The organism is Micromonospora sp. KC606, assembly GCF_004348675.1.
Lineage (GTDB): Bacteria > Actinomycetota > Actinomycetes > Mycobacteriales > Micromonosporaceae > Micromonospora.
Genome location: NZ_SMKN01000069.1, coordinates 1 through 25,343, shown reverse-complemented (window position 1 = coordinate 25,343; position 25,343 = coordinate 1). Strand labels below are relative to the sequence as shown.

26 protein-coding genes and 1 tRNA gene are annotated in these 25,343 nt (G+C 70.7%); 18 read left to right on the top strand and 9 right to left on the bottom strand.

What is annotated here, in order from left to right; all coding sequences use genetic code 11:
* Positions 1-238: 238 nt before the first annotated feature.
* From E1193_RS15705 to E1193_RS15680, 6 genes are all read left to right on the top strand, one after another.
* Positions 239-631 (top strand): SCO5389 family protein, encoded by a 393-nt coding sequence (locus E1193_RS15705; RefSeq protein ID WP_132183940.1) that lies wholly within the window; start codon positions 239-241, stop codon positions 629-631.
* Positions 621-1,739 (top strand): LLM class flavin-dependent oxidoreductase, encoded by a 1,119-nt coding sequence (locus E1193_RS15700; RefSeq protein WP_132183939.1) that lies wholly within the window; start codon positions 621-623, stop codon positions 1,737-1,739. Before E1193_RS15705 ends, E1193_RS15700 begins: the two co-directional genes overlap by 11 nt.
* A gap of 51 nt (positions 1,740-1,790) precedes the next feature.
* Positions 1,791-2,792: an ATP-binding protein gene (locus E1193_RS15695; RefSeq protein WP_132183938.1), complete on the top strand. Its 1,002-nt coding sequence runs from the start codon at positions 1,791-1,793 to the stop codon at positions 2,790-2,792.
* A gap of 405 nt (positions 2,793-3,197) precedes the next feature.
* Positions 3,198-4,139, top strand: coding sequence for a permease (locus E1193_RS15690; RefSeq protein ID WP_243707679.1), 942 nt, complete (start codon positions 3,198-3,200; stop codon positions 4,137-4,139).
* Positions 4,136-4,879, top strand: coding sequence for a TIGR03943 family protein (locus tag E1193_RS15685; protein ID WP_132183936.1), 744 nt, complete (start codon positions 4,136-4,138; stop codon positions 4,877-4,879). The genes E1193_RS15690 and E1193_RS15685 overlap by 4 nt, the downstream gene beginning before the upstream one ends.
* A gap of 98 nt (positions 4,880-4,977) precedes the next feature.
* A tRNA-Pro gene (locus tag E1193_RS15680) sits at positions 4,978-5,051 on the top strand.
* A gap of 1,059 nt (positions 5,052-6,110) precedes the next feature.
* Here the strand turns inward: E1193_RS15680 and E1193_RS15675 are convergent.
* The gene (locus E1193_RS15675) at positions 6,111-6,740 is read right to left on the bottom strand and encodes a TetR/AcrR family transcriptional regulator (protein ID WP_132183935.1); all 630 of its coding nucleotides are present in this window, start codon (positions 6,738-6,740) and stop codon (positions 6,111-6,113) included.
* Positions 6,741-6,833: 93 nt separating this feature from the next.
* Here E1193_RS15675 and E1193_RS15670 point away from each other — a divergent pair, with 93 nt between their 5' ends.
* From E1193_RS15670 to E1193_RS15655, 4 genes are all read left to right on the top strand, one after another.
* Positions 6,834-7,883, top strand: a complete 1,050-nt coding sequence (locus E1193_RS15670; RefSeq protein WP_132183934.1) for a hypothetical protein — start codon at positions 6,834-6,836, stop codon at positions 7,881-7,883.
* Positions 7,884-8,127: 244 nt separating this feature from the next.
* Entirely contained in the window at positions 8,128-9,183 is a 1,056-nt protein-coding gene (locus E1193_RS15665) for a YbhN family protein (protein ID WP_243707675.1), read from the top strand.
* 325 nt (positions 9,184-9,508) lie between these two features.
* The gene (locus E1193_RS15660) at positions 9,509-9,865 is read left to right on the top strand and encodes a VOC family protein (protein WP_132183933.1); all 357 of its coding nucleotides are present in this window, start codon (positions 9,509-9,511) and stop codon (positions 9,863-9,865) included.
* An 81-nt stretch (positions 9,866-9,946) separates the two neighbouring features.
* Positions 9,947-10,684, top strand: coding sequence for an HAD family phosphatase (locus E1193_RS15655; RefSeq protein WP_207922718.1), 738 nt, complete (start codon positions 9,947-9,949; stop codon positions 10,682-10,684).
* Positions 10,685-10,702: 18 nt separating this feature from the next.
* Here the strand turns inward: E1193_RS15655 and E1193_RS15650 are convergent, their stop codons facing one another.
* Positions 10,703-11,257 carry a hypothetical protein gene (locus E1193_RS15650; protein ID WP_132183932.1) on the bottom strand — a complete coding sequence of 185 codons (555 nt, stop codon included), beginning with the start codon at positions 11,255-11,257 and terminating at the stop codon, positions 10,703-10,705.
* Positions 11,258-11,380: 123 nt separating this feature from the next.
* The gene (locus E1193_RS15645) at positions 11,381-12,313 is read right to left on the bottom strand and encodes a hypothetical protein (protein ID WP_132183931.1); all 933 of its coding nucleotides are present in this window, start codon (positions 12,311-12,313) and stop codon (positions 11,381-11,383) included.
* Positions 12,314-12,438: 125 nt separating this feature from the next.
* Here E1193_RS15645 and E1193_RS15640 point away from each other — a divergent pair, with 125 nt between their 5' ends.
* Positions 12,439-12,684, top strand: coding sequence for a hypothetical protein (locus tag E1193_RS15640; protein WP_132183930.1), 246 nt, complete (start codon positions 12,439-12,441; stop codon positions 12,682-12,684).
* Positions 12,685-13,253: 569 nt separating this feature from the next.
* Here the strand turns inward: E1193_RS15640 and E1193_RS15635 are convergent.
* Together E1193_RS15635 and E1193_RS15630 are read right to left on the bottom strand one after the other, a co-directional pair.
* Complete coding sequence (locus tag E1193_RS15635) at positions 13,254-13,976, bottom strand: ASCH domain-containing protein (protein WP_243707671.1); 723 nt, start codon at positions 13,974-13,976, stop codon at positions 13,254-13,256.
* A 67-nt stretch (positions 13,977-14,043) separates the two neighbouring features.
* Positions 14,044-14,412, bottom strand: a complete 369-nt coding sequence (locus E1193_RS15630; protein ID WP_132183929.1) for a hypothetical protein — start codon at positions 14,410-14,412, stop codon at positions 14,044-14,046.
* A 329-nt stretch (positions 14,413-14,741) separates the two neighbouring features.
* Between E1193_RS15630 and E1193_RS15625 the strand changes: the two genes are divergently transcribed.
* The 7 genes from E1193_RS15625 (at position 14,742) to katG (ending at position 21,327) form a co-directional block, all read left to right on the top strand.
* The gene (locus tag E1193_RS15625) at positions 14,742-15,032 is read left to right on the top strand and encodes a CDGSH iron-sulfur domain-containing protein (protein ID WP_279433349.1); all 291 of its coding nucleotides are present in this window, start codon (positions 14,742-14,744) and stop codon (positions 15,030-15,032) included.
* 108 nt (positions 15,033-15,140) lie between these two features.
* Positions 15,141-16,253 (top strand): iron-containing redox enzyme family protein, encoded by a 1,113-nt coding sequence (locus E1193_RS15620; RefSeq protein ID WP_243707668.1) that lies wholly within the window; start codon positions 15,141-15,143, stop codon positions 16,251-16,253.
* A 76-nt stretch (positions 16,254-16,329) separates the two neighbouring features.
* The gene (locus E1193_RS15615) at positions 16,330-17,067 is read left to right on the top strand and encodes a class I SAM-dependent methyltransferase (protein ID WP_243707666.1); all 738 of its coding nucleotides are present in this window, start codon (positions 16,330-16,332) and stop codon (positions 17,065-17,067) included.
* Positions 17,064-18,194 (top strand): glycosyltransferase, encoded by a 1,131-nt coding sequence (locus E1193_RS15610; RefSeq protein ID WP_243707665.1) that lies wholly within the window; start codon positions 17,064-17,066, stop codon positions 18,192-18,194. The genes E1193_RS15615 and E1193_RS15610 overlap by 4 nt, the downstream gene beginning before the upstream one ends.
* Complete coding sequence (locus E1193_RS15605; protein ID WP_132183925.1) at positions 18,181-18,423, top strand: hypothetical protein; 243 nt, start codon at positions 18,181-18,183, stop codon at positions 18,421-18,423. The genes E1193_RS15610 and E1193_RS15605 overlap by 14 nt, the downstream gene beginning before the upstream one ends.
* A gap of 207 nt (positions 18,424-18,630) precedes the next feature.
* Positions 18,631-19,062, top strand: a complete 432-nt coding sequence (locus tag E1193_RS15600) for a Fur family transcriptional regulator (RefSeq protein ID WP_132183924.1) — start codon at positions 18,631-18,633, stop codon at positions 19,060-19,062.
* A 60-nt stretch (positions 19,063-19,122) separates the two neighbouring features.
* Positions 19,123-21,327 (top strand): catalase/peroxidase HPI, encoded by a 2,205-nt coding sequence (katG, locus tag E1193_RS15595; RefSeq protein ID WP_207922719.1) that lies wholly within the window; start codon positions 19,123-19,125, stop codon positions 21,325-21,327.
* Positions 21,328-21,429: 102 nt separating this feature from the next.
* Here katG and der read toward each other — a convergent pair whose 3' ends face one another.
* The 4 genes from der to scpB form a co-directional block, all read right to left on the bottom strand.
* Positions 21,430-22,830 (bottom strand): ribosome biogenesis GTPase Der, encoded by a 1,401-nt coding sequence (gene der, locus E1193_RS15590; protein ID WP_132183922.1) that lies wholly within the window; start codon positions 22,828-22,830, stop codon positions 21,430-21,432.
* Complete coding sequence (gene cmk, locus E1193_RS15585; RefSeq protein ID WP_132183921.1) at positions 22,827-23,507, bottom strand: (d)CMP kinase; 681 nt, start codon at positions 23,505-23,507, stop codon at positions 22,827-22,829. The genes der and cmk overlap by 4 nt, the downstream gene beginning before the upstream one ends.
* A gap of 185 nt (positions 23,508-23,692) precedes the next feature.
* The gene (locus tag E1193_RS15580; protein ID WP_132183920.1) at positions 23,693-24,463 is read right to left on the bottom strand and encodes a pseudouridine synthase; all 771 of its coding nucleotides are present in this window, start codon (positions 24,461-24,463) and stop codon (positions 23,693-23,695) included.
* Positions 24,450-25,199 carry an SMC-Scp complex subunit ScpB gene (gene scpB / locus E1193_RS15575; protein WP_243707677.1) on the bottom strand — a complete coding sequence of 250 codons (750 nt, stop codon included), beginning with the start codon at positions 25,197-25,199 and terminating at the stop codon, positions 24,450-24,452. The genes E1193_RS15580 and scpB overlap by 14 nt, the downstream gene beginning before the upstream one ends.
* Positions 25,200-25,343: the final 144 nt, after the last annotated feature.

Here is a 25,343-nt window from a genome sequence, read left to right as displayed (position 1 = left end):
CCCTTGATCCACCCCCCATCGCGGCGAACAGCGGTGTCGGACGGAGGGCGACAGCGCCGTTCGCCGCGCCGGGAGTCGATCACCCCGGCACCCGCGCGGTTCCGGGTCAGTAGCCGCCGCCGGATCCGTACGGCGTTTCCCGGCAACCTGGTCGTTGACGACACCCTCTGTCACATGGTGTGCTCACTCCGCACGTTTGATTGGCAATGGTTGTCGTTTCGACCCGAAGGAGAAGTCCATGTCGCTCACCGTCCCACCCGCCCTGTTGGACGCGGCCGAGGCCGGCCCGGTGGAGGACGCCGAGTTCGTCGCCTGCGTCCGCGACTCCCTGCCGTACGCATGGCAGCTGGTCAGCGGGGTTGTTGACGACCTGCGGTCGTCCGAGGCGGACTTCGCCGACAACGTCGTCCCGCCGCCGAGCGAGGCAGAGCGGGGGCAGCTGCTGCGGGCGCTGGCCAGCGACGCCATCCGGGGCGCCCTGGAGCGGCACTTCACGGTGAAGCTCGCCTTCCAGAACTGCCACCGGATCGCCGCGTTCCGGCTGTCGGCAGTCGGCTCGGAGACGTACCAGAGGTTCATCTCGACCCGTGGCCAGCTGCTCAACCAGTCCCCCGAGCTGCGTGACTGCTGACCTCCCGGCGCCCCGGCGGGCAGGGCGAGGGGTCGACGCCCACCTGTTCCTGCTCGCCGGGCAGCATCCCGGCGCCAGCCACGCCGAGGCACTCGCCGACGCCCACGCGTACGCACTGGCGGCCGAGGCCGCCGGCTGGGCCGGCGTCTGGCTGGCCGAGCACCACTTCGTGTCCTACGGGGTCTGTCCCTCGGCGACCGCCTTCGCCGGGTACCTGCTCGGCGCCACCGCTCGGATCACCGTCGGCACGGCGGCGTGCGTGCTGTCCGACCGGCACCCGGTCGGCCTCGCCGAGGAGGCCGTCCTGCTCGACACGCTCTCCGGTGGCCGGTTCCGCCTCGGGGTCGGGCGGGGCGGCCCGTGGGTGGACCTGGAGGTCTTCGGCACCGGGCTGGGGCGCTACACCGACGGGTTCGCCGACGCGCTCGACGTGCTGGGCCGATGGACCTCCGGCGCGGCGACGGTGGGCGGCAACGCCCGCTTCCCGTTCCGCCCGGTGCGGGTGGTTCCCCGACCCACCCGGGCGCTGCCGGTGTGGGTGGCCGCCACCTCGCCGCCGACGGTGGAGCTGGCCGCCCGGCACGGATTCCCGCTGCTGCTGGGGATGCACGCCGACCTGCCGGAGAAGGCGGAGCTGCTCGACCGGTACGCGCGGGTCGCCGCCGGGCACGGCCACGACCCCGGCCGGGTGCCGCACGCCAGCGCGCACCTGGCGTACGTGGCGGACAGCGACGAGCAGGCCGCCGGGGCGGTCCGGGCCGGGCTGCCCGGGCTGCTCGCCGGGGCCGCCGAACACCAGCGCATCGACGGCTCCTCCGGGCCCGGCCGTGATCCCCTGCGGTACACCGAGCACCTGATCGACATCCACCCGGTGGGCTCGCCCGCCCGATGCCGGGCAGCCGTGGCCCGCGCCGCGGCCCTGCCCGGCGTACGGCACCTGCTGTTCATGGTGGAGGCCACCGGCGAGCGCGACCGAACCCTACGGACCATCCACCGGTTCGCCGCCGAGGTGCTGCAAGCCCCGACCGGCGCGACCGGCAGCCGCGACGCGATTCCGACAAACGACACGATGGGGGCTTCCGCCGCACCCGAGAGGACGGCCCACTAGAGTCACCATCATGGAAACGGTTCCCATTACTGGAGAGCGGGAGCAGGCACGATGAAGATCGCATTCGTCGGCAAGGGCGGCAGCGGCAAGACGACGCTGGCCGCACTCGTCGCCCGCCACCTCGTCGCGGCCGGTCGCCCACTGCTGGCCGTCGACGCCGACATCAACCAGCACCTCGCCGTCGCCCTCGGCGCGCCGGCGGAACAGGCAACCGGGCTGCCACCACTCGGCGAAGGGCTGCCCCGGATCAAGGAGTACCTGCGCGGCGGGAACCCGCGGATCGCGTCGGCGGCGGCCATGGTCAAGACCACCCCGCCCGGAGCCGGCTCCCGACTGTTGCGGGTGGCCGAGGAGAACCCCGTCTGGGCCGCGCACGTGCGCGAGGTCGGCGGGGTCCGGCTCGCCGTCACCGGCGCCTTCACCGAACAGGACCTCGGGGTCGCCTGCTACCACTCCAAGGTCGGGGCGGTGGAGCTGATCCTCAACCATCTCGTCGACCTCCCCGGCGAGTACGTGGTGGTGGACATGACCGCCGGCGCGGACTCCTTCGCCTCCGGCCTGTTCACCCGTTTCGACCGCACCTTCCTGGTCTGCGAGCCGACCCTGCGCAGCGTCGGCGTCTACCGCCAGTACGCCGCCTACGCCCGCGACTACGACGTCACCCTCTCGGTGATCGGGAACAAGGTCGAGGACGATTCCGACCTGGCCTTCCTCCGCGAACACGTCGGGGCGGATCTGCTCGCCTGCCTCAGCCGCTCGTCCTACGTGCGGCGGGCCGAGCGCGGCACGGTCGGCCCGCTGGCCGAACTGGAACCGGCCAACCGCGCGGTGCTGGACCGGCTGGTCGACGAGGTCGACGCCACCGTGCAGGACTGGGCGGCGTTCACCCGGCACGCTCACGAGTTTCACCGGCGCAACGCCGCGGCCTGGGCCAACGAGCGGGCCGGAGAGGACCTGACCACCCAGATCGACCCGGACTTCCTGATGGGACCGGCGGCGATCCGGCCGACCGTCCCTGCGGCCGACAGGTCGGTCGCCCCCACACCGGCCTGAGCCTGGCACGGGCGGGCAGGACGACCTGCCCGCCCGGCAGTCCGGCGACAACAGCAGGCCCGACGCCGGACAGGCGGCCCGAGACCTCGCCGCACCGACCGCGGCGGCACCGGCGTACCCGCTCGTCGTGGCCCACCGTCACCCCGGCCGTGACGCGCTGTCCCGGCCTCTCGTGGCCGGCGATGCCGCTCGATACACTGTGGCCCCGCCCGGCGCCGGCGCAGCAGGCCCGCCGGCGGGTGTGCCGTGACCACCCGGGTCCGGCCGCCCGGCCGTGGTGGTGAGAACGGAGAAGACGTGGTCGCACCCGAGCGCACCGGCACCGCCGACCCCGGCGAGGCCCCGGCGGCCCCACCACCGGCACCGGCGCCCGCCGAGCCTCACCGTAGCCGGCTCACCGACCGGATCGGCTCGGTGGAGGTGCTCGCCGCGCTGCTGATCCTGCTCATCGCCCTGCGCGAACCCCTCGCCGGGCTGCTCTCCGCGCCCTCGCTGGCGACCTGGACCACCGTCTTCGTCTCGGTCATGGTGCAGGCGGTGCCGTTCCTGGTCTTCGGGGTGCTGCTCTCGGCGGTGATCGCGGTGTTCGTCCCGCGGTCCTTCTGGGCCCGGGCGCTGCCCCGCCACCCCGCCCTCGCCGTGCCGGTGGCCAGCGCCGCCGGGGTGGTGCTACCCGGCTGCGAGTGCGGGTCGGTGCCGATCGCCGGTTCGCTGATCCGCCGCGGCGTCACCCCGGCCGCCGCGCTGGCGTTCCTGCTCGCCGCCCCGGCGATCAACCCGATCGTGCTCACCGCCACGGCGGTGGCCTTCCCCGCCAACCCGGAGATGGTCCTCGGCCGGGCCGTGGCCAGCCTGATCGTCGCCATGGTGATGGGATGGCTCTGGCTGCGGCTGGGGCGCACCGAATGGATCCGCCTGCCCCGCCGGCCCGACCTGGACGACACCCGCCGCGCCGCCGCGTTCTGGTCCGCCGTCCGGCACGACGTCGTGCACGCCGGTGGATTCCTCGTCATCGGGGCGGCGGCCGCCGCCAGCATCAACGTCCTGGTGCCGGAACGCTGGCTGCGCGCCCTCGCCGACGAGCCGGTGCTGGCGGTGCTGGCCATGGCGGTGCTCGCCGTGCTGCTGTCCATCTGCAGCGAGGCGGACGCCTTCGTCGCCGCCTCGCTGTCACAGTTCTCGCTCACCGCCCGGCTCACCTTCCTGGTCGTCGGGCCGATGGTCGACCTCAAACTGATCTCCATGCAGACCGGGATCTTCGGGCGCGGCTTCGCCGCCCGGTTCGCCCCGGCCACGTTCGTCGTCGCGGTCGTCGTCGCCGCCGTCACCGGGATGGTGTTGCTGTGAACCGTCAGGCCCAGGCATGCGTGCTGCTGCTGCTCGGCGGGGCGGTGCTACGCGCCAGCCTCACCGACCTCTACCTGCGCTACGTCAAGGAGGGGCTGCGCCCCTTCCTGATCGCCGCCAGCCTGCTGCTGATCGCCGCCGCCGTGATGACCCTCTGGTACGAGATGCGCCCCGCCCTGCGCAGGACCACACCCGCGGCGGACGAGACGCATGACGACCACGACGACCACGGGCACGCCCACCACGAGCCACGGGTGGCCTGGCTGCTGATCCTGCCGGCGCTCGGCCTGCTGCTGGTCGCCCCACCGGCCCTCGGCGCGTACGCGGCCAACCAGTCCGGCACCTCGCTCGCCGCCGGCGGGCTCCCCGAGTACCCTCCTCTGCCCGACGGCGACCCGGCCGACATCAGCGTGTACGACTACGCGGTCCGCGCCGTGTTCGACAAGGGACAGTCGATCGGCGACCGGCGGGTCCGGGTCACCGGCTTCACCGTCGCCGGCGCCGACAAGCAGCCCGTCCTGATCCGGATGCGGCTGTCCTGCTGCGCCGCCGACGGCCAGCCCACCAAGGTCGGGCTGAGCGGCAACACCCCGGCCGGGCTGGCCGACGACACCTGGATCGAGGTGACCGGCCGCTACACCACCCGGATGGGGCGGGACCCGATCAACGACTTCGAGATCCCGTACCTGGAGGTGGAGAGCTGGCGGCAGGTGCCGGCGCCCCGCGACCCGTACGAGTGACCGGCCCGCGCCCGCGACGTGGTGGGGGCTGTGCGCGCGGACCGAAGATCTTGCGCTAAGCTGTACCGGCTGCTGCGGAGAGCATCACGCGGGAGCATCGGGACGTGGCGCAGCTTGGTAGCGCACTTGACTGGGGGTCAAGGGGTCGTCGGTTCGAATCCGGCCGTCCCGACAGAGTTTCGGCAGGTCAAGGCCTTGATTCACTTCGGTGATTCAGGGCCTTCTTGCTGCTCCGTCTCACGATTCATCACGTACGTCCGTACTGCTGGATTCGGGCGTCAGAGTCACCGGCACAGCCCGGATTCGAGGTGCTCGGCCGCCGGGCGTGAGGTCATCGCCCGCAGGTGATCGGCTTCGGTGTGGCGACCAGGCGGTCAGGGAGAACGCGGCGACGGAATCACCCGGCCGCGAAACGGCGTCGCGGAACGACACAGGCGAACCCGGCGTGGCGGCACACCAGACTGCTCGCTGGCGGCGCAGGTCGCCACATCCGCCATAGCATCGAGCCGCCCGGCTCCAGCAGAATCGGCGACCGCGGCTCGTAACCGAGCCGGGCGAGCACGCCCTCTCGGGGATGGTCGGTGGTGACCTCCGCGTACGCCGGCAGCCCTTTTGCGTCCAGCCCCCGGTGGTAGCCGGTCAGCAACCCGCTCGCGGCTACCTCTCGATGTCAGGGTGTGCAGCCGCACCCCGGCGGGCGTGGCGCAGTCGCCGTGGGCCAGCGGTGGCTTGATTCGGTGACGGCGCGGGTGACCGCGGCACGGTCGACCTGGTGCGCGCCTGCGACGGAAGCGTGCGGGATGTCCAGGCGTAGGTGGACCAGGGCGATCACGAGGCGGGTCGGTGAAGCTCAAGCGGGTTCAGCGGCCGGCTCCTGCCTTCCGGATGCGCTTTCGGATGCGGCGGGCGTGGAGTCAGGCTGTCCGCGACGGCCACCGCGTGGTCATAGAACTGGTCCGGACGCAAGGCCATGGCGCGAAGACTAGTACCCTGAAGATCCCATCGCTATTACGTGGATTGCCGCCACGGCCCGGCGGGTGGCCACACGCTCGATGGCACGGATTCGCCGTGGGAACCCTCTTGTCGGCCGTTAGCGGGGTCGCCAGCGCAAGGAGGCTCACGCGCTGTGACGACCGCCCGCGGCATAGAAGCTACGGGCTGCTCGGGCCGGGTGGAACGATTCGGGGCAGTGGTCGACACATCAACATCCCGACGTCACAGGCGCAGGTGCTCATCCCAGCTCGACCTCGACCGGCATCGTGGACAGCAACGCCGTCATGCCGGCGAGGTAGCCGTCGGTGTCGGTGTCGGTGACCAGCAGGCGTTGCAGGATGAAGCCCTGCACCAGGCTCAGCATGGTGGCGCCCATCTGCTCCGGCACCGCGTCGGCGGGCAGGTTCCCGGCGGCCTGCCCGCGGCGGGCGACCTCGGCGAAGTGACCTCGTAACCGCCGGTAGACATCGTCGGCTCGGGTGGAGAGTTCGGGGCTGCGCAATGCTTCCGCCCACACCTGCACCCCGATCCGGGTCAGGTCGACGCCGGTTACCGGGTCGTGCGTGATCCGGTCGGCGATCGCCTTGATCAGCGCGGTGACGGCCTGTTCGGGTGACGGCACGGCATTGCCAGCGAGCAGCTTGTCGAACGCCTCGTCCGCGGTCGACAGGGCCGTCTCCGCCACGGCTCCGATCAGCTCGTCCTTGCTGCGGAAGTACCGGTAAACCGCCCCGGCGGACAGCCCGCACTCGCTGATGATGTCGGCCATCGAAGTGGCGTGGAAGCCGTTGGCGGCGAAGAGCCGGGCGGCCGCGGCGACGATCTCGGCGCGGCGGCCGGCCCGGTACTGCTCAGTGACCCGGGGCATGGACCGATATTAAAAGCGAACGACCGTTCTTGACAACCTGTGAGGAGTGGTCGCATACTAAAAGCGAACAACCGTTCTTTTTAAGGAGCCGACATGGCCACGCAAGCCCTGCACTCCGCCGCCGCACCGGCGCCGTCGCCTTGGACGAAGGTGGCTGGGGCCGTCGCGCTGCTGACGGCGATCGTCACCGTGCTGCTCATCGCTTTCGCGTGGCCGTCGGTGCGGTCGTCGGTGCACAACGTGCCGATCGCCGTGGCCGGCCCGGCCGCCGCGGCCGACCAGGTCAGCGCCGCCCTGCAGCAGCGCCTACCGGACGCCTTCGAGATCACCCGGGCCGCCGACACAGCCGCGGCCGAGCGGTTGATCCGCGATCGGGAGGTGTACGGCGCGATCGACGTCAGCTCCGGCACACCGCAGGTGATCACCGCGTCCGCCGCGAGCGCGTCGATTGCCCAGACCCTGCAGTCGGTCGCTACCGCACTCGGGCAGGCACAGGCGCAGGGCAGCAGCCCGGCGATCGCCGTCCGCGACATCGTCGCCCTGCCCGCCGACGACCCGCGCGGCGCCGGCCTGGCCGCCGCGGCCCTGCCCCTGGTGCTAGCCGGCATGCTGGCGGCGGCGCTGCTCACCAACCTGATCCGCGCCACCAGCCGCCGGGTGATCGGCGCGCTCACCTTCGCGGCAACTGGCGGCCTAGCCTTGGCAGCGATCCTGCAGTTCTGGCTCGGCTCCCTCGACGGCGCCTACCTCGCCAACGCCGGCGCCATCGCCCTGACCATCGCCGCCACCTCCCTGACCATCCTCGGCCTAGAATCCCTGCTCGGCACCGCCGGACTCGGCCTCGGCGCGGCCGCCATGATGCTCATCGGCAACCCCCTAGCAGGCACCGCCACCGCCCCGGAAATGCTGCCGGGCTGGTCCGGCGCATTCGGCCAGCTGCTGCCGCCCGGCGCGGGCGGGCAACTGCTGCGCTCCACCGCCTTCTTCGACGGCGGCGGCGGCGCCCACTCCGTCATCGTTCTGCTGTGCTGGGTCGCGCTCGGCGTCGTGCTGTGCCTGGCCGGTGCCCTGCGGACCCGCCGCCGCGTCACCACGACCGTCGATGATGCGGCCGCACTGCCGAGGGTGCACGCGACAGTCTGACCCGGCCGAACCGGTGAACTGATACTCGCGACGGTAACCCTTCGACGGGCATTGATTCGGGTGAATCGATCCGGAGCCGTGCCTGTCGAAGGTTGGCGGGCGCCCGCCGTTGCCAGCGCTCCGCCCCGCGCAGCGCTCGGCTACTTCACCGGTGACCGGTCCGCTGTCTTCGCAACGGGCCTGACCAGCGATTGACGGTCGGGCCGCCGCCCGACACACCGAAACAGAGATCATTACCGTGAACTTGAGCGCCACCGAAGCCGTCGGAGCCGTCCGCGCCACCGGGCGGCGCCGCTGGGTACGGCAGATCGCGGCAGCGGCGATGATCGTCCTGTTTGCCGCCGAACTAGCCCTCGGCTGGCCGTCGCTGTCCGCGGCCCTGGGACAGCTCAAGGCCCCGCATCCCGGCTGGCTCGCCGCCGCGGTCGTCGCCGAACTCGCGGCCATGGGCGCCTACGCACGCATGCAACACACCCTGCTGCGCTCGGCCGGCCTGCGGGTGCCGCTCTACCGCAACGTCGCCCTCGCCTACGCCGCGCATTCGCTGAACGAGACCCTGCCCGGCGGGCCGGCGTTCTCCACCAGCTTCAACTACCAGCAGATGCGCCGTTTCGGCGCCACCCCCGCCGTCGCCTCGTGGTGCATCGCCCTGTCCGGGATCCTGTCCACCACCGCCCTCGCCATTGTCGCCGCGGTCGGTGCCCTGGCCTCCGACGGCGCACCGCAGTGGTACAGCCTCGCCTGCCTAGCCGTCATCATTGCGCTGATTGTCGTCGGGGCTCAGCGAATCAGCAGCCACCCCGCCATGGTGGATTCGTCGGCCCGATCGGTGCTGGCGTGGCTCAACCGAATCCGCAGCCGACCCGCCGAACAGGGCCTGGAGTGCATCCGCAGCTTCGTCAGCCAACTCGGCGCCGCCCGCCTGACACCGGGACGCGGCATCGCCGCCGCCGTCTTCGCCGTACTCAACTGGGGACTCGACGCCGCCTGCCTGTGGATGTGCGTACGGGCCGTCAGCGACGACCCGATCAACGCCACCCAACTGCTGCTCGCGTTCTGCGCCGGCATGGCCGCCGGAACCATCACCATCGTCCCCGGCGGGCTCGGCATCATCGACAGTGCGCTCATCCTCGGCCTGGTCGCCGGCGGCCTCGCCACTGCGACGGCGATCGCTGCCGTGGTCCTCTACCGCATCATCAGCTTCGGCTTCATCATCGGCGTCGGCTGGCTTTCCTGGCTCGTCATGCGTCGACGCCACCGGCCACTACCTCACGGCCACGGCACGACATCCAAGCCTTGAACCGTGCATTCCGACAGGCACCACCGGCGATGCCGAGCACCGCGGCCGCCTTCCGAACGCATTCGCGCTGCTGGCTAGTCGCCCCGCTACGTTATGAGCCGGGTATCCCAAGGGGATTCCGACAGCGCATTCTCATCGGCGAAGCGGGCGTCCGCGCTGTCGAAGGTGGACTACGGGCGGTGACGGGCGCCACCGCCCTCTGCGACCGGTCGACGGCAAATGTGTGCCCTGGCGGCCCACTTGTGCCGAACCGGGGCGCGCGGCGGCTGGTGGCGGGCGCCAATTGCGTTTGATGCCGGCTTGATTACGACCTACGGTGCTGCGAATGAGACTGCGTCACGTAACAATCGACTGCGCGGACCCTTACGAGGTGGCCACATTCTGGAGCCGGTTGACCGGCTGGCCGATTTCCGGCATCGATCAGCCCGGCGACGACGAGGTGCTCGTCGAAGCGCCGGACGCGGTGCCGGGTCTGCTGTTTGTCCGGGTCCCCGAGCCGCGCTCGGCCAAGAACCGGGTCCACCTCGACTGGAAGCCCGACGGGCGGTCCCGCGACGAGGAGGTCGAGCGGGCCGTCAGCCTCGGCGCCACGATCCACGAGGACCACCGCGGTCCCGAGGATCGCGGCTGGGTAACCCTGCGTGACCCCGAGGGCAATGAGTTCTGCATCGAACGGCAATGAATTAGGCAGCGGCACACCAAGACCGGATGCACGGTCATCGGCACGTCCGGAAGTTGATGACCAGCACTACCGTCACCGACGGTGACGATCGGCTCGCGGCATGAGCGGTTATTCGACATTGCGGATTCCGCCTGCTGGCTCCGGTGCACCGTCGGGTCGTCAGGTGGTGCCGAGACGGAGGAGACCGACTGCGATCATGTGAATGTGATGATCAAAGCCACGAGTGCAGCCGATCTTGAGCCAGCGTCTCGGCACGAGGCGCTGCTGTTCGATTGGGACGGTACGCTGGCCGACAGCCAGTCGGTGAATTTCCAGGTTCTACGAGCGGCGCTCGAGCCGACCGGCGTGGTACTGGAGCAGCCTTGGTTCGATGCGCGCACTGGGATGTCAACCAGGGAGATGGTTGCTCTGCTCGCAGCGGCACAGGATGTGATGGTCGACACCGAGGTAGTGGCCGGCCGGCGTGATACCGCTTACCTGCAGCGCGCTCATGAGGTTGGTGAGATCGAGGCGGTGACGTCGGTCCTGCGGCGCCACCGCAGCCATCAGAAGATCGCTCTGGCCACCGGCGGCGCGCGGCAGACCGTGACCGCGACGGCTGTGGCTCTCCGTTTGTTCGATTTCTTCGATGTCGTGGTAACCCGCGAGGACGTCGAACGAGGCAAACCGGCCCCGGATCTCTTCCTCCTGGCTGCCGAGCGTCTGGGCGTCGCTGCCGGGCGGTGTCTGGTTTATGAGGACAGCGACGAGGGACTGGCCGCGGCGGCGGATGCCGGCATGGACGCCATTGACGTGCGTCCCCTACGGCTGCTTTCCTGACCTCCGAGCCAGCCTGACTCAGGTAGAGAATCGAGTCGGGGCGTCGGCGAGGTTCACGTCGACCGCTCTTCGGCAGTTGGCGGCTCGCCATCGAGTGCGACGGCCAACGGCACACGGCTGATCCAGGGTGTAGTCGCTGATCCGATCGCGCACGTACGCGCGCTTGCTGCCCATCGCCTCGTCGACGTCGCCACCTTCGAGCCCGAACGCCCGGCAGACGTCTGGGAGCTTGGTGGCACTGATTGGCCACAGCGCCTCGGCGATCTCGTCGCGCAGCTGCATTGCATCTGTGCCGCTGCCCAAGTCGTTGCGGGCGAAGGGGTCGGCGAGCACGGGCGCGACGCTCACCTGGTGATTGCCGCTGTCCCCCCACTTTCGGACACGATCAAACTGGGCTGCGATCGCCTGCAGATCCGCCGGCCGAAACAGCCCGACGAACGCGGGATGTACGCGCAGCACGACGGGAACGGGCGCGGGCTCCCACGGCAGCGATTCCCCGATCTCTACCTGCTCGGCTAGTGACAGCAGCCGCGCCGCGTGCTGGTTCCCGGCTTGGACCAGCATCTGCGACACCGTAGCGAGCTCCTTGCTCGTCTGGCTATCACACCGTGGCGACCCTCGGGCACGGGTGTCACTGTAGGCGAAGACACCGACACGGAACTCTGCGCTTCGAGTCCGGAAACCTGTCGCCTGTGGTCACCGAACCGCTCCGTTGAACGGCATTCGATCTTCAGTGCCTCCGTCCGTCATGAGTGGTACCGCTGGTGCAGGCGGTCGAAGAACGCGCTGAGCAGGTGCTGTGCGGCATCGTCGTCGACGAGTTCGGCGCCGCCGAAGCGGTACACCTCGTACCCCTTCAGACGAAGGTCGCGATCTGCGCCGGACGTAGCGCTCGGCGTAGGTGCGCAGGATGCGCCGCTCGGCGTCGTTGTCGCCGAGCGACTGGTACAGCCTGCGATAGGGGCTGCGTGAGATGTCCCGGTCCGGCTCGCCGGTCATCCCTTGTCGATCAGCCCACCAGTCGGTCAGCTCTGCCCAGGTCAGGCCGTGTGCGCCCAGCGGCCGGTCGTACACCAGGCAGTTCTCGGCGTTGCGGACGAAGTGCAGGTCGTTGTTGACGGCGTCGTCGAGCACGATCTCCGGCTTGGGCCCGAGCGCGGCGAAGATGAGGTTCTTCATGGAGCCGCGCACGCCGGAGCCGATGAGGCGGTAGTCGAAGATCGGGGCGCCGCTGATGGCATCGGCCTGGACGATCTCGTAGCCGTCGTGGATGAGCACCTTGTTGAGGAAGTCCCGAAGCTGTTCGACCTCGGCAAGGTTGGTGCGGACCTCGGGGTGCGGCATCTCGACGAGGAAGGCCAGCAGTGCTTCGTCGTTGTCGGCCAGCCCGAACCGCTCGGCCGTGAAGATCCAGTCGTCGGGCCAGTCGCACGGGTTGAGCACACGGTGCTGGAAGTTGTCGCGGCCGGCGGTGTCGTAGCGCCGGTCGGTGCTCGGCAACTTCTCGAGCGGGTAGAGCCAGGCCAGGAAGTCTGGCTCGTTGAGGTCGCCGCTCCAGTGTGTCGTGGGCATAGCCGCGAACCCCTCGACCAGGCGGCGGGTGACATGGGTGATCCGGCCCGCGCTCATCCCCGGAAGAGCCTCCGTAACCACGCCCCACGCGACCGCGGGGCCGGGGGTGTGACCTCCAGAATCTCGCCGTCGAAGTACACACGGACCTCTACCTGATACCCGTGTGCAGCCAGCGTTTCAGCGTGCTGACGCATCTTCTGCGGCCACACGCGGAACGGGTCAACGTGGAAACCTCCCACGTGATGAGGGCCGCCACTTTCCCCGACTTCAACCTGGAACCCGCCTTCGTAGTGTTCCTCTTCACGGCTGGGGTCGGACTCACGGCCGCCGTGCTGGCGGAGCAGACTGCGGATTCGTTCCGCCTCTCGTCCGGCGTCCCGCTGCCGCCGCTGGCGAGCCGTGTCGCTCATGGCGGTCACAGCAGCTGAGCAGTGACACCCGGTGCATCACGCACACCGATCCCCCAACGGACGCCGCCAACAGCGGCCGAGCGCCAGCCCGGCTTCGGCGCGGCCCGGCACCGCCCAGCGCGAGCCGGCCGGCTAGCCGACACAGCGACGCCGGAATGGACTCGATCTTCGGCTATAGGATTAGGATGCCCGCCGCCGGCCGCAGCAGCAGGCTGGGAATGGCCCCTCGGATCACCCCGCGGTATTCACACCCATTCGTCACCCACGAATCCGTACACTCCGCCAGGAAATTGGGTAATCAAGACGCATTCCACTCAGGGCCGAGATCCACCACGCACGCGATCGGATCCGATCTCCACCATCAGGTCGGCGCGAACCATGCGCACCAAGTCATGCAGCGTGCGGCTCTGACGCGAGGCCGGGTTGCGTCGACATGCAGGATCCGAGCCGCGGTCGGCGGACGGAGCTCCGTGTCCACGACCTCCGTCGGGGTCCCGCCCCCTTGACCGTCGGCTACTTTCAGTTGCCGGTATGCAGGCGGCCGACAAGCCGATCGCGGCATGAGCGGATGTGTTTGGGTGCTGCGTTCAACTGTCAGTCACCTCGAAGCGGACGATTACGATCTCGTCACTTGCCCGCAGCTCTGGGTAGTAATCACGCAACCCATGCAGGACGTCGGCGGCGCTGGTGAAGCCGTCCTCTTGGGCCTCGTCGTCGGTGATGCTGTCGACAGATCTAGCCACGGTGGACGTGATCCGCCCCGGCATAGACACCTCATCGTCGAACTCGAACACCAGCAGCGCGGGCCCGACTTGGACAGGATCTCTGAGCCGCATCGTCACCCGCTTGCTTCCGTCGCGGACGGCGGGAAGGTGGCTGGCACGGAACCGCAAGCGCTGCAACTGCTGCGCCTGCCACCAATAGGTGTGCGGCAGCAGGTCACCGATGTGCACGACCTGCGTGCCCTCCCCGGAAGGGACGATGACGTGAATGTCTGGAAAGTGGTCGGCAAGCACCTGCCGGTCGCGGCCACAGGGAGCTAGGACACCCCTGCCGGCGTCGCCGACGGCGACGATAAGACGTGGCGCTCTGGCGCCGGCGGCACGGGCCGCGGCCAGAGCCACGAGTTCGGCGCAGGGGCCGCCGGTGAAGTGGTAAAGGTTCAGACCGACGTGGGCGCGACCGTGCTCGTCGAGGACGGCAGCGGCGACTGTGTGGATGTTCCCGTCGCCGTGCGTACGGAGAAGCGAACGAGCAGCCTCGACCAACGCAGCTTGAGCGGTGGACCGTTCATCAGGGATCATGATCATGATCGGGAGCTTAGGTGACTAAGCTGATGAGATCGAAGGGTTTATGTCAGCCCTGGGTGGGGTGACCTCACCATCGATGAAAGCTGATGCTGACTTGATCATCGGCGACGGTGACTTGGTCGGTGGTCAGCAGGCCGATGGCGATGGGCCTTGGGCGTACGCCAGCGCCGGGTTTGAGGGTGGGCGGTGGTGAGCTTGTTGGCGTGGCCCATCGGATGAAGGTGGCGGTCACGTAGCGGTAGCCGCCGGCGGGATCGCCCTGCCAGTGTTCGAGTTCGGGCTGTCCGAAGGTGTCCAGGGTGAGGTCGTGGGCGTCGAGCCAGTTGAGGAGAGCCTCGGCTGCGCGGCGGTGCAGGCGGATGCGCAGGGCTTGTTGTCGGGTGGTGCGGCGTCGAGCGGCTTGTCGATCCGGACCATGCGGTGGCAGCCAGGACACGTCGGCAAGACGATGCCGGCGATGCCAGCGGCATGCAGACGTTCGACGAACCTCGGGATCACCCGCAGCGGCGCTCGATGCCCTTCGCCGGTGAGCGACGCGGGATCAGATGTGCCGTAGGTCGTGCCGGCGCAGATGCTCGTAGCCCTAGCCAAGACTGTCACCCCTGTCACCGGTGTCCCCCGATGGCCGTCGAGCTGCCCAACCCCGAGTGGATAGGTGACACTTCGGTGACACCTCTGCTGGGAACAGACCTGCGCGGAGGCGCTCGGAGGCTAGGCCGAATCGCTGATCACGACGGGCCGCCAGGTTGGGCAGCCGAGGCCGAGGTGACTGAACCCGGCGCGGTGTCGCGCGGGCCAGGCGGCAGTTTGAATCGCCGCAGCCGGGGGACCACAGGCGGCATGACGTCGACAATCACGCCGTACGAGGACGGACCGCTGATCGTCCGCGGCGACTTCGAGTTACGCACACCGGACGGCACGCCCATCGCACCGGGCCGGGCGACGATCGCCCTGTGCCGGTGCGGGAAGTCAGCCATCACGCCCTTCTGCGACGGCACCCACAAGGTGATCAACTTCCGTGCCGGCGCCGATCATGACACACCGAAGCCGCGATGAACCCACCGAGACGACCGGGGCGCGCCCGCGCCGATCGACGCCGGACACCGGGTCTGTGGCAGTCGGGAGCGGGGACAGGCAGCGGGACGACTGTGCGGGGAGGCCAGGGTGGTTGAGTCTGGTGAGCGTCGGTATGGTCCGGCGCCGCTGCCGCAGCCACGCGGGCCGGTCTCCGCGGCGCTGCACGACGCGCTCATGTCCGCCCCGCACGACCTACCCGCAGACCTGGCCTCCCAGTTCGACGGGGTGGACCCGATCGATGACGAGGACCTTCAGCTCACCCTGTTCCTCTGCTACGAGCTGCACTACCGCGGTTGGCGCGGCGTGGACGACCGGTGGGAGTGGCAGCCGTCGCTGATCGCGCTGCGCAGCCGCGCCGAAGCGGACTTCGAGGCGGCCGTGCGCGCGCTCGCCGGCCCGCAGCCCCCGCTCCTCGACAGGCGGATGGCCTCTGCTCTCGCCGCCGTGGTGGCGGCCGACGACGGCCCGGCGCTCTCCGCGTACCTGCAACGGCGGGCGACCCACGAGCAGTTCCGTGAGTTCGTCATGCACCGCTCGATCTACCACCTTCGAGAGGCGGACCCGCACAGCTGGGCCCTGCCGCGGCTGGGCGGCCCGGCGAAGGCCGCCCTGGTCGAGATCCAGGTCGACGAGTACGGCGGTGGCCGGCTCGACCGCATGCACGCCGAACTGTTCCGCGTCACCCTGGAGCGGCTCGGTCTGGACACCGGATACGGGGCCTATCTGGACGCGGTGCCCGCGGTGACCCTGGCGGGCAACAACCTGATGTCGCTGTTCGGGCTGCACCGCCGGTTGCGCGGGGCGCTGCTCGGGCACCTCGCCGCCTACGAGATGACCTCGTCGCTGCCGAACCGTCGCTACGGGCGGGGCCTCCGGCGCCTCGGTCTCGACGAAGCGGCCACCCGCTTCTACGACGAGCACGTCGAGGCGGACGCGGTGCACGAGCAGATCGCCGCGCACGACATGTGCGGCGGGCTGGTCCGGGTCGAGCCGCACCTCGCCGCCGACGTGCTCCTCGGGGCTTCCGCCGCCCTGGCGCTGGACCGTCTCTTCGCCGCCTGGACTCTGGACAGCTGGCAGGCCGGCCGCAGCTCCCTGCGTCCCCGCGGTCCCGGCGCGCCGATCACCCTGCACGTCGACGAGCCGCATCGCGCCACCGGCTCGGAGACGGCGAGCCTGATGACCGGCCGGGCCTGCTGAGCCGCGAGCGGCGCCGGCCCGTTTGAGGCGCGACGGAACGGGCACAGGCAGGACCATCGTCGTGCGGGAGGCAGAGTTGTTGTTTGACGCGAGCGCCTACGGGCGGTACGTGGCCGACGTGTATGACGAGACCTACGCGTATCTGACTCCGGACAGCGCCGTGGAGGTCCTGGCCGAGCTGGCCGACGGCGGGCCGGTCTGCGAGTTCGGCATCGGCACCGGTCGCCTGGCGCTTCCTCTGGTCGAACGCGGCCTGACGGTCGCCGGCATCGAGGGTTCTCCCGACATGGTGGCGGGCCTGCGGAGCAAGGCGGGTGGCGGCCGGATCGACGTGGCCGTGGGGGACTTCACCCACACCCGCGTACCCGGCGACTTCGCGTTGGTCCTCCTCGCCTTCAACACCGTCTTCGCGCTGCCCGACCAGGCCGCGCAGGTGGCCTGCTTCCGCAACGCGGCCGCCCACCTGCGTCCCGGCGGTCGGTTCGTGGTCGAGGCCTGGGTGCCGGACCCGGCGGCGTTCCGCAACGGCTCGGCGCTGCGCCCGGTACGGGTCGCGGAGGACGAGGTCCTGCTGGAGGCGGCGCTCCTGCACCCCGCCGAGCAGAGGATGACCACCACCAAGGTACGGCTGACCTCGGGCGGGGTCCACCTGTTGCCGGCGAACCACCGGTACGCCTGGCCGGCGGAGCTGGACCTGATGGCCGAGCTGGCCGGGCTGCGCCGCGAGCACCGGTGGGCCGGTTGGACGCGCCTGCCGTTCGGCGACGACAGCCGGGAACACGTGAGCGTCTACCGCCGGGCGGATTCGGCATGACCGGCGCCGCCCGGCCGCGACCGATGCCGATGTCGTACGTGCTGCCGATCCGGCGGGTGGACGACAGCGACCCGGAGCAGTTGACCGACTACCTGCGCTGGCTCGCCGCCCGGGTGGAGGTGATCGTGGTGGACGGGTCGCCGCCCGAGGTCTTCGCCCGCCACCACCGACGGTGGCATCCGCTGGTCCGGCACCTGCCGCCCGACCCGAGCCTGTCCGGCCGGAACGGCAAGGTGCTCGGCGTGCTGACCGGTGTGCCGGCGGCCACGCACGAGGACGTGGTGATCGCCGACGACGACGTCCGCTACGACGAGGACGGACTGCGCGAGGTCCGGCGTCTCCTGCGACGGGCGGACCTGGTGCAACCCCAGAACTACTTCGACCCGCTTCCCTGGCACGCCTACTGGGACACCGGGCGGATCCTGCTCAACCGGGCGATCGGCGCGGACTTTCCCGGAACCCTTGCGGTGCGACGTGGCGTCTTCCTCGCCGCCGGTGGCTACGACCCCGACGTCCTCTTCGAGAACCTCGAGCTGATCCGGACCGTGCGAGCCTTCGGCGGCAGCGTGGCGGCCCCCGCCGGGCTGTACGTCCGGCGCCTGCCTCCCACCACGAGACACTTCGCCTCCCAGCGCGTTCGCCAGGCGTACGACGAACTCGCCCAGCCGGGGCGGCTGGTGGCCGCGCTGCTCGTGCTGCCCGGGGTGGCGGCGGCGGTCGCCGCCCGGCGTCCGGGGCTGCTGGCCGCCGCTGCGGCGGCGGTCATCGGAGTGGCCGAGACCGGCCGGCGCAAGGCCGGCGGTCCGGCGGTCTTCCCGCCGGCCACCGCGGTGCTGGCACCCCTGTGGTTGATCGAGCGCGGCGTGTGCAGCTGGCTCGCGGTCGCCCAGCGCGTGTTCTGCCGTGGCGTGCGCTACGGCGGCGGGCGGCTCGGCCGCGCCGCCCACTCCACGCGGACCCTGCGGCGGCGGCTCGCCGCATCGGTTGCTGGATCGCCTAAGACCGGCCTTGAAAGGCTGCCAGGGGGTCACGTGGGAGTGGATATGGCGGATTCGGCAGTTCCCGCGCAGTCGGCCAACCCTGGCGATCTTGTCTCTATCTATTCCGCAAACAGTGCGAAGGAGTGATTCGACGCCAACGCCCGGGGCCTACGACACGTCGCCCGCCGGAGCGCTCGCAGGGCTGTCGGTCTTCGACTCGAGGGGCACCCGGTACTGCGGCCCCACCCGGGACGCCGCGGCTCGGACGATAACCTGCTCGCTGCCGCCCGGGCCGGTGACGGTGATCCTGGAAGCGGACGCGGTGGAGGCGACGTACCAGCTCGCCCATCGGGACGCGGGCGTGCCGTCGATGTGAGTCCTCTCGGGCGCGGGCCGACTCCGGTCGGCTCGCCCGCGGGCGGTAGTCGCCTCCGGGCGATCGACCGAGGCGGACGGTGGAGTCCGGACATCCGGAATGCGACGATGCCCGTTCCGCCCCGGATCGGGGTCGCCGTCCCGGTCACCGCCCCCACTGCCGAGATTTTTCTTGACTCGTTCCAAAAAACAGGCCAGACTTCGGGCCGTGGCCACGGCCTTGGACTTCACTCAGCAACTGCGCGACGCCGCCCTGCGCGTGACCCGTCCCCGGGTGGCGGTGCTGCGCGCGGTGCACGCGTACCCGCACGCCGACACGGACTCGATCCTCCGTGCCGTGCGCGCGGAGCTGCCCGAGGTCTCCCACCAGGCCGTGTACGACGTGCTGCGCGCGCTGGCGGCCGCGGACCTGGTGCGGCGCATCCAGCCCGCCGGCCTGGTGGCGCGTTACGAGTCACGGGTCGGCGACAACCACCACCACGTGGTGTGTCGGTCGTGCGGGCTGATCGTCGATGTCGACTGCGCCGTTGGCGATACGCCCTGCCTGACCGCTTCCGACGACCACGGCTTCTCGGTCGACGAGGCCGAGGTCGTCTACCGGGGCCTGTGCCCCGACTGCTCCACCGAACACCGTTCCTGAGCCTCACACACCCCTGGAAGGATTTCCGTGGCTGAGAACCATGATGCAGTCGTCGGCGACATGAACTCGCCGGAGAGCGAGGGTCGCTGTCCGGTCGCGGCCGTGCGCGCCCCGCACCCGACCCAGGGAGGGGGAAACCGGGTCTGGTGGCCGAACCGGCTCAACCTGAGGATCCTCCACAAGAACCCCGCTGTGGCCGACCCGATGGGGCGGGAGTTCGACTACGCCCGGGAGTTCCAGACCCTCGACCTCGACGCGGTGAAGCGCGACATCGCGCAGGTGCTGACCACCTCGCAGGACTGGTGGCCGGCCGACTACGGCCACTACGGTCCGTTCATCATCCGGATGGCCTGGCACAGCGCGGGCACGTACCGCATCAGTGACGGCCGCGGCGGCGCCGGGGCCGGCATGCAGCGCTTCGCCCCGCTGAACAGCTGGCCGGACAACGCGAACCTCGACAAGGCCCGCCGGCTGCTGTGGCCGATCAAGCAGAAGTACGGCCGGAAGCTCTCCTGGGCCGACCTGATGATCTTCGCCGGCAACGTCGCCCTGGAGTCGATGGGATTCAAGACCTTCGGATTCGCCGGCGGTCGGGCCGACGTCTGGGAGCCAGACGAGGACGTCTACTGGGGCCCCGAGTCCACCTGGCTCGGCGACGAGCGGTACACCGGCGACCGGGACCTCGAGGAACCCCTGGCCGCGGTGCAGATGGGTCTCATCTACGTCAACCCCGAGGGTCCGCACGGCAGCGGAGAGCCACTCGCCGCGGCGCGGGACATCCGCGAGACGTTCCGCCGCATGGCGATGAACGACGAGGAGACGGTCGCGCTGATCGCCGGCGGGCACACCTTCGGCAAGACCCACGGCGCGGCCGACCCGAACACGTACGTGGGCCCGGAGCCCGAGGGCGCCGGAATCGAGGAGCAGGGCCTGGGCTGGCGCAACAGCTTCGGTACCGGCAAGGGTGCGGACACGATCACCAGCGGGCTCGAGGGCGCGTGGACAGACACCCCGGTGACGTGGGACAACAGCTTCTTCGAGATCCTGTTCGGCTACGAGTGGGAACAGACCCGCAGCCCCGCCGGCGCGATCCAGTGGAAGCCGAAGAATGGCGCCGGGGCGGGGACGGTGCCCGACGCCCACGACCCGGCGCGCACCCACGCGCCCACGATGCTGACGACGGACCTGGCGCTGCGCGAGGACCCGGTCTACGCGCAGATCTCGCGGCGCTTCCTGGAGCGCCCCGACGAGTTCGCCGACGCGTTCGCCCGGGCGTGGTTCAAGCTGACCCACCGCGACATGGGGCCGATCGCGCGCTACCTCGGCCCGCTGGTCCCCAGCGAGACGCTGATCTGGCAGGATCCGGTCCCCCCGGTCACGCACGAGCTCGTCGACGCCACGGACGTCGCCACCCTCAAGGACCGGATCCTCGCGTCGGGGCTGTCGGTGTCCCAGCTGGTCACCACCGCGTGGGCGTCGGCGTCGACGTTCCGGGGCAGTGACAAGCGTGGCGGCGCCAACGGGGCCCGCATCCGTCTGGAGCCGCAGAACGGTTGGGAGGTCAACGACCCCGCCGAGCTGGCCGTGGTGCTGCGCGTCCTGGAGGGGATCCGGGAGGAGTTCAACGCCGCCCAGACCGGTGGGAAGAGGATCTCGCTGGCCGACCTGATCGTCCTCGGCGGGTGCGCGGCGGTCGAGCTGGCCGCCAGCAACGCCGGCCACACCGTTGAGGTTCCCTTCACCCCGGGCCGTACGGACGCGTCCCAGGAGCAGACCGATGTGGAGTCCTTCGCCGCGCTCGAGCCGACCGCCGACGGGTTCCGCAACTACCTCGGCAAGGGCAACCGGCTGCCGGCGGAGTTCCTCCTGGTCGACCGGGCCAATCTGCTGACTCTGAGCGCACCGGAGATGACGGTGCTCGTCGGCGGTCTGCGCGTCCTCGGCGCGACCTTCCAGCAGTCGTCGCTCGGCGTCCTCACCGAGACCCCCGGGGCGCTGACCAACGATTTCTTCGTGAACCTGCTCGACCTGGGCACCGAGTGGAAGGCGACGTCCGAGGACGCGCAGACCTTCGAGGGCCGTGACCGCGGCACCGGCGAGGTCCGCTGGACCGGAAGCCGCGTCGACCTCGTATTCGGCGCGAACTCCGAGCTGCGGGCGCTCGCCGAGGTCTACGCGAGCGACGACGCCCGGGAGAAGTTCGTGGGTGAATTCGTCGCGGCGTGGGTCAAGGTGATGAACCTGGACCGGTTCGACCTCGCCTGACCGGGGCACCTCCGAGGCCCGCGAGGCCCCGGACAGGGCCGGAAGACGAGGAACGCCGGGTGGAGCGGCCTGCTCCACCCGGCGTTCGGGGCCGTACCAGGGTCAGCCGTGCGCCTTGCCACGGCCGCCGGGGCCGAGCTTCTTGCGCGGGCGTACCGAGATCTCCACCGGGCTGCCCTCGAAGCCGAACTCCTCACGAAGCTTGCGCTCGACGAACCGCTGGTAGCCGGCGTCCAGCGGCGCGGTGGTGAAGAGCACGAACCGCGGCGGCGCCACCCCCGCCTGGGTGGCGAAGAGGATCTTGGGTGCCCGACCGCCGCGCACCGGGTGCGGGGTGGCCTGGACCAGTGCGGTCAGCCACTGGTTGAGCTGCGCGGTCGGCACCCGCGTCTCCCAGCTCTGCAACGCCTTGCGCAGCCCCGGGGCGAGCTTGTCGACCGCCCGGCCGGTCTTCGCCGACAGGTTCAGCCGGATCGCCCACGGGATGCGGCGCAGCTCCCGCTCGATCTCCTTGTCCAGGTAGTACCGGCGGTCACCGTCGACCAGATCCCACTTGTTGAAGGCGATCACCAGCGCCCGGCCGGCTTCCACCACCATGGACAGGATGCGCTGGTCCTGCTCGCTGATGACCTCGCTGGCGTCGAGCAGCACCACCGCCACCTCGGCCGCCTCGATCGCCGAGGCGGTCCGCAGGCTGGCGTAGTACTCGGTGCCGCTCGCCTTGCCGACCCGCTTGCGCAGACCGGCGGTGTCCACCAGCTGCCAGGTCTCCCCGCCGATATCCACCAAACTGTCCACCGGGTCGACCGTGGTGCCGGCGACCGCGTCCACCACCGCGCGTTCCTCGCCGGAGAAGCGGTTGAGCAAGCTGGACTTGCCGACGTTGGGCCGGCCCACCAGGGCCACCCGGCGCGGACCCCGCGGACGGTTCTCGACGATCTTCGGCGCTTCGGGCAGGGCGTCCATGATGGCGTCGAGCAGCTCGCCCGAGCCCCGCCCGTGCAACGCGGAAACCGGGTACGGCTCACCGAGGCCGAGCGACCAGAGCGAGGTCGCCTCCATCTCGATGGCCGTGTTGTCCGTCTTGTTGGCCACCAGGATGACCGGCTTGGCGCTGCGGCGCAGCATCCGCACCGCGGCCTCGTCCACGTCCGTGGCGCCGACCATGGCGTCGACCACGAAGAGCACCACGTCGGCGGTGGCGACGGCCGTCTCGGCCTGCCCGGCGATCGCCGCGGCCCGATCCCTGGCGTCCGGCTCCCACCCGCCGGTGTCCACCACGGTGAACGACCGGCCGTTCCACTGCGCGTCGTACGGCACCCGGTCCCGGGTCACCCCGGGAACGTCCTCGACGACCGCCTGGCGGCGGCCGATGATCCGGTTGACCAGGGTCGACTTGCCCACGTTCGGCCGGCCGACGACGGCCACCACGGGCTGCGGGCCCGTCGGCTCCTCGACGTCGAGATCCGGCTCGCGCAGCTCCACCCACCCGTCGTCCGTCATGCCACTCCCCGCTCGGCGAGCAGCTCCCGCAGCCGGGCCACGACCTGGTCGATGCCCAGCTCGGTGGTGTCCAGCTCCACGGCGTCGGGCGCCTGCTGCAACGGATTGACCTTGCGGGTCGAGTCCAGCCGGTCCCGACGGGCGAGGTCGGCGGCGGTCGCCGCGACATCGGCCGCGTCCTCCGCGCTGCGCCGCTGCGCCCGCGCCGCCGCCGAGGCGGTCAGGTAGACCTTCAGGTCGGCGTCGGGCGCCACCACCGCACCGATGTCGCGGCCCTCGACCACGATCCGGCCCGCGTGGTTGATCATTTCCCGCTGCCGGGCGACGAGCAGCGCCCGCACCGTCGGCACGGCGGCCACCGCGGAGACCGCCCCGGTCACCTCGGGACCACGGATCTCCGCGTCGACGTTCACCCCGTCGACGGTCACGCCGTACCCCTGGGGGTCGGTGCCGATCCGCAGGTCGACCTCACCGGCGACCTTGGTTACCGACTCCGCGTCGGCCAGGTCGACGCCGGAGCGCAGCACCGCCCAGGTGATCGCCCGGTACATCGCGCCGGTGTCGAGGTAGCGCGCACCGATACCGGCGGCGAGCCGGCGCGAGACGGTGGACTTACCCGAACCGGACGGCCCGTCCACAGCGACCACACAGCGCCCGGTCCGTACGTTTTCCTCCACCGTTGTCCTCCTCAGCCCGTACCTCGCGGGCCACCGGTTCCTCCGGCGCCGTTGAGCGGTCGTCCACCATCGTCCATCATGCCCGCCGTGCGGGCCGGCAACGGGCGTCGCCGGGGCGACCCACGCCACCGCCGGCCCGCCGGCCGCGTCGAAGCCTACCGGCACCGGTACCCGGATCGTGGGGGTCAGTCACCCACGGTCTTGAACAGGGCGGCGACCTCCGCGTTGGTCAGCCGCCGGGTCCGCCCGGCCCGCAGGTCACCGAGGCGGATAGGCCCGATCGCGGTACGCACCAGCCGGCTCACCGGGTGCCCCACCTCAGCCAACAGGCGCCGGACGATGTGCTTGCGCCCTTCGTGCAGGCTCAGCTCCACCTGGGCGGTCTTGCCCAGGGTGTCCACCACCCGGAACGAGTCGATCGTCACCGGCCCGTCCTCCAGCTCCACCCCGGCCGCCAGCCGCTTGCCCAGATTGCGCGGAATCGGGCCGGCCACCTCGCAGAGGTAGGTCTTCTGCACGCCGAACGACGGGTGCATCAGCCGGTGCGCGAGCGTGCCGTCGTTGGTGAGCAGCAGCAGCCCTTCGCTGTCCGCGTCGAGCCGCCCGACGTGGTACACCCGCTGCTCCACCCGGTTGCCGAGGAAGTCGGCCAGCGCGGCGCGCCCCTTCTCGTCCGCCATCGTGGAGACCACCCCGCGCGGCTTGTTCATCGCCAGGTAGACCAGGCGGGTGTCGACCTGCAACCGCTCCCCGTCGACGTGGATCACGTCGCGGGTCGGGTCGGCCTTGTCGCCGAGCTGCGCCACCCGCCCGTTGACGGTGACCCGACGACGGAAGATCAGGTCCTCGCAGGCCCGCCGGGAGCCCACCCCGGCGGCGGCCAGCACCTTCTGCAGGCGCTCGGCGCCGGTGTAGACGGGGGCGTCGGTTTTCGGGGCACGGTCATCGCGTCGCATCGGCAAGCTCTTCTACGTCGTCGGGGAGGAACGGGGCGAGCGGGGGAAGGTCGTCGACCGAGTTCAGCCCCAGCTTCTCCAGGAACATCGTGGTGGTCCGGTAGAGGAACGCCCCGCTGTCCGGTTCGATGCCGCACTCCTCGACCAGCCCGCGGGAGACCAGGGTACGGATCACGCCGTCACAGTTCACACCCCGGATGGCCGAGATCCGCGAGCGGGTCACCGGCTGTCGGTAGGCGATCACCGCCAGTGTCTCCAGCGCGGCCTGGGTCAGCCGCACCGACTGCCCGTCCAGCACGAACCGCTCGACGTAGGTCGCGTATTCCGGCCGGGTGTACAGGCGCCAGCCACCGGCGGCCCGGCGCAGCTCGAAGCCGTGCCCGGCGGCGGTGTACCCGGCGGCGATATCGTCCAGCATCGGTCCGATCCGCTCCGGCGACTGCTCCAGCACCTGCGCCAGGGTCGACTCGCTGACCGGCTCGTCCACCACCAGCAGGATCGCCTCCAGCGCGCCGCGCAGCTCGGCGTCGTCCAGCACCGGCGTCGGCTCCGGTGCGGCCGTCGCCCGCCGCCGCACCCGCTTCCCCGGTACGCCCGCCGCGGCACCCTCCACCGGCAGGTCCCCGGCCGACTCTGCACGGTCCGGACCGACGCCGGCCGACCCGGCACTATCCGGACCGACGCCGGCCGGTGCGGCGCCGTCGAGGTCGACGCCGGCCGGCGCGGCGTCGGTCACGCCCGCGTCGACGTCGGTCAGTTCCGCCGGTGCGGCGGTGCCGGCCGCGAGATCTTGGACAGTTTCCGTCTCCGGCGAACGGTAACTGTCCAAGATCTCCGGCTCAGCCGGCCTGGCGGGATCGGGGGTGGGCTCCCTGGGCGG

Coding starts and splice junctions, on each gene's coding strand:
- E1193_RS15705 (WP_132183940.1), top strand. CDS start 239: ATGTCGCTCACCGTCCCACCCGCCCTGTTGGACGCGGCCGAGGCCGGC.
- E1193_RS15580 (WP_132183920.1), bottom strand. CDS start 24,463: ATGCGACGCGATGACCGTGCCCCGAAAACCGACGCCCCCGTCTACACC.
- der (WP_132183922.1), bottom strand. CDS start 22,830: ATGACGGACGACGGGTGGGTGGAGCTGCGCGAGCCGGATCTCGACGTC.
- katG (WP_207922719.1), top strand. CDS start 19,123: ATGAACTCGCCGGAGAGCGAGGGTCGCTGTCCGGTCGCGGCCGTGCGC.
- E1193_RS15645 (WP_132183931.1), bottom strand. CDS start 12,313: ATGAGCGCGGGCCGGATCACCCATGTCACCCGCCGCCTGGTCGAGGGG.
- E1193_RS15635 (WP_243707671.1), bottom strand. CDS start 13,976: ATGATCATGATCCCTGATGAACGGTCCACCGCTCAAGCTGCGTTGGTC.
- E1193_RS15660 (WP_132183933.1), top strand. CDS start 9,509: ATGAGACTGCGTCACGTAACAATCGACTGCGCGGACCCTTACGAGGTG.
- E1193_RS15610 (WP_243707665.1), top strand. CDS start 17,064: ATGACCGGCGCCGCCCGGCCGCGACCGATGCCGATGTCGTACGTGCTG.
- E1193_RS15670 (WP_132183934.1), top strand. CDS start 6,834: ATGGCCACGCAAGCCCTGCACTCCGCCGCCGCACCGGCGCCGTCGCCT.
- E1193_RS15695 (WP_132183938.1), top strand. CDS start 1,791: ATGAAGATCGCATTCGTCGGCAAGGGCGGCAGCGGCAAGACGACGCTG.
- E1193_RS15675 (WP_132183935.1), bottom strand. CDS start 6,740: ATGCCCCGGGTCACTGAGCAGTACCGGGCCGGCCGCCGCGCCGAGATC.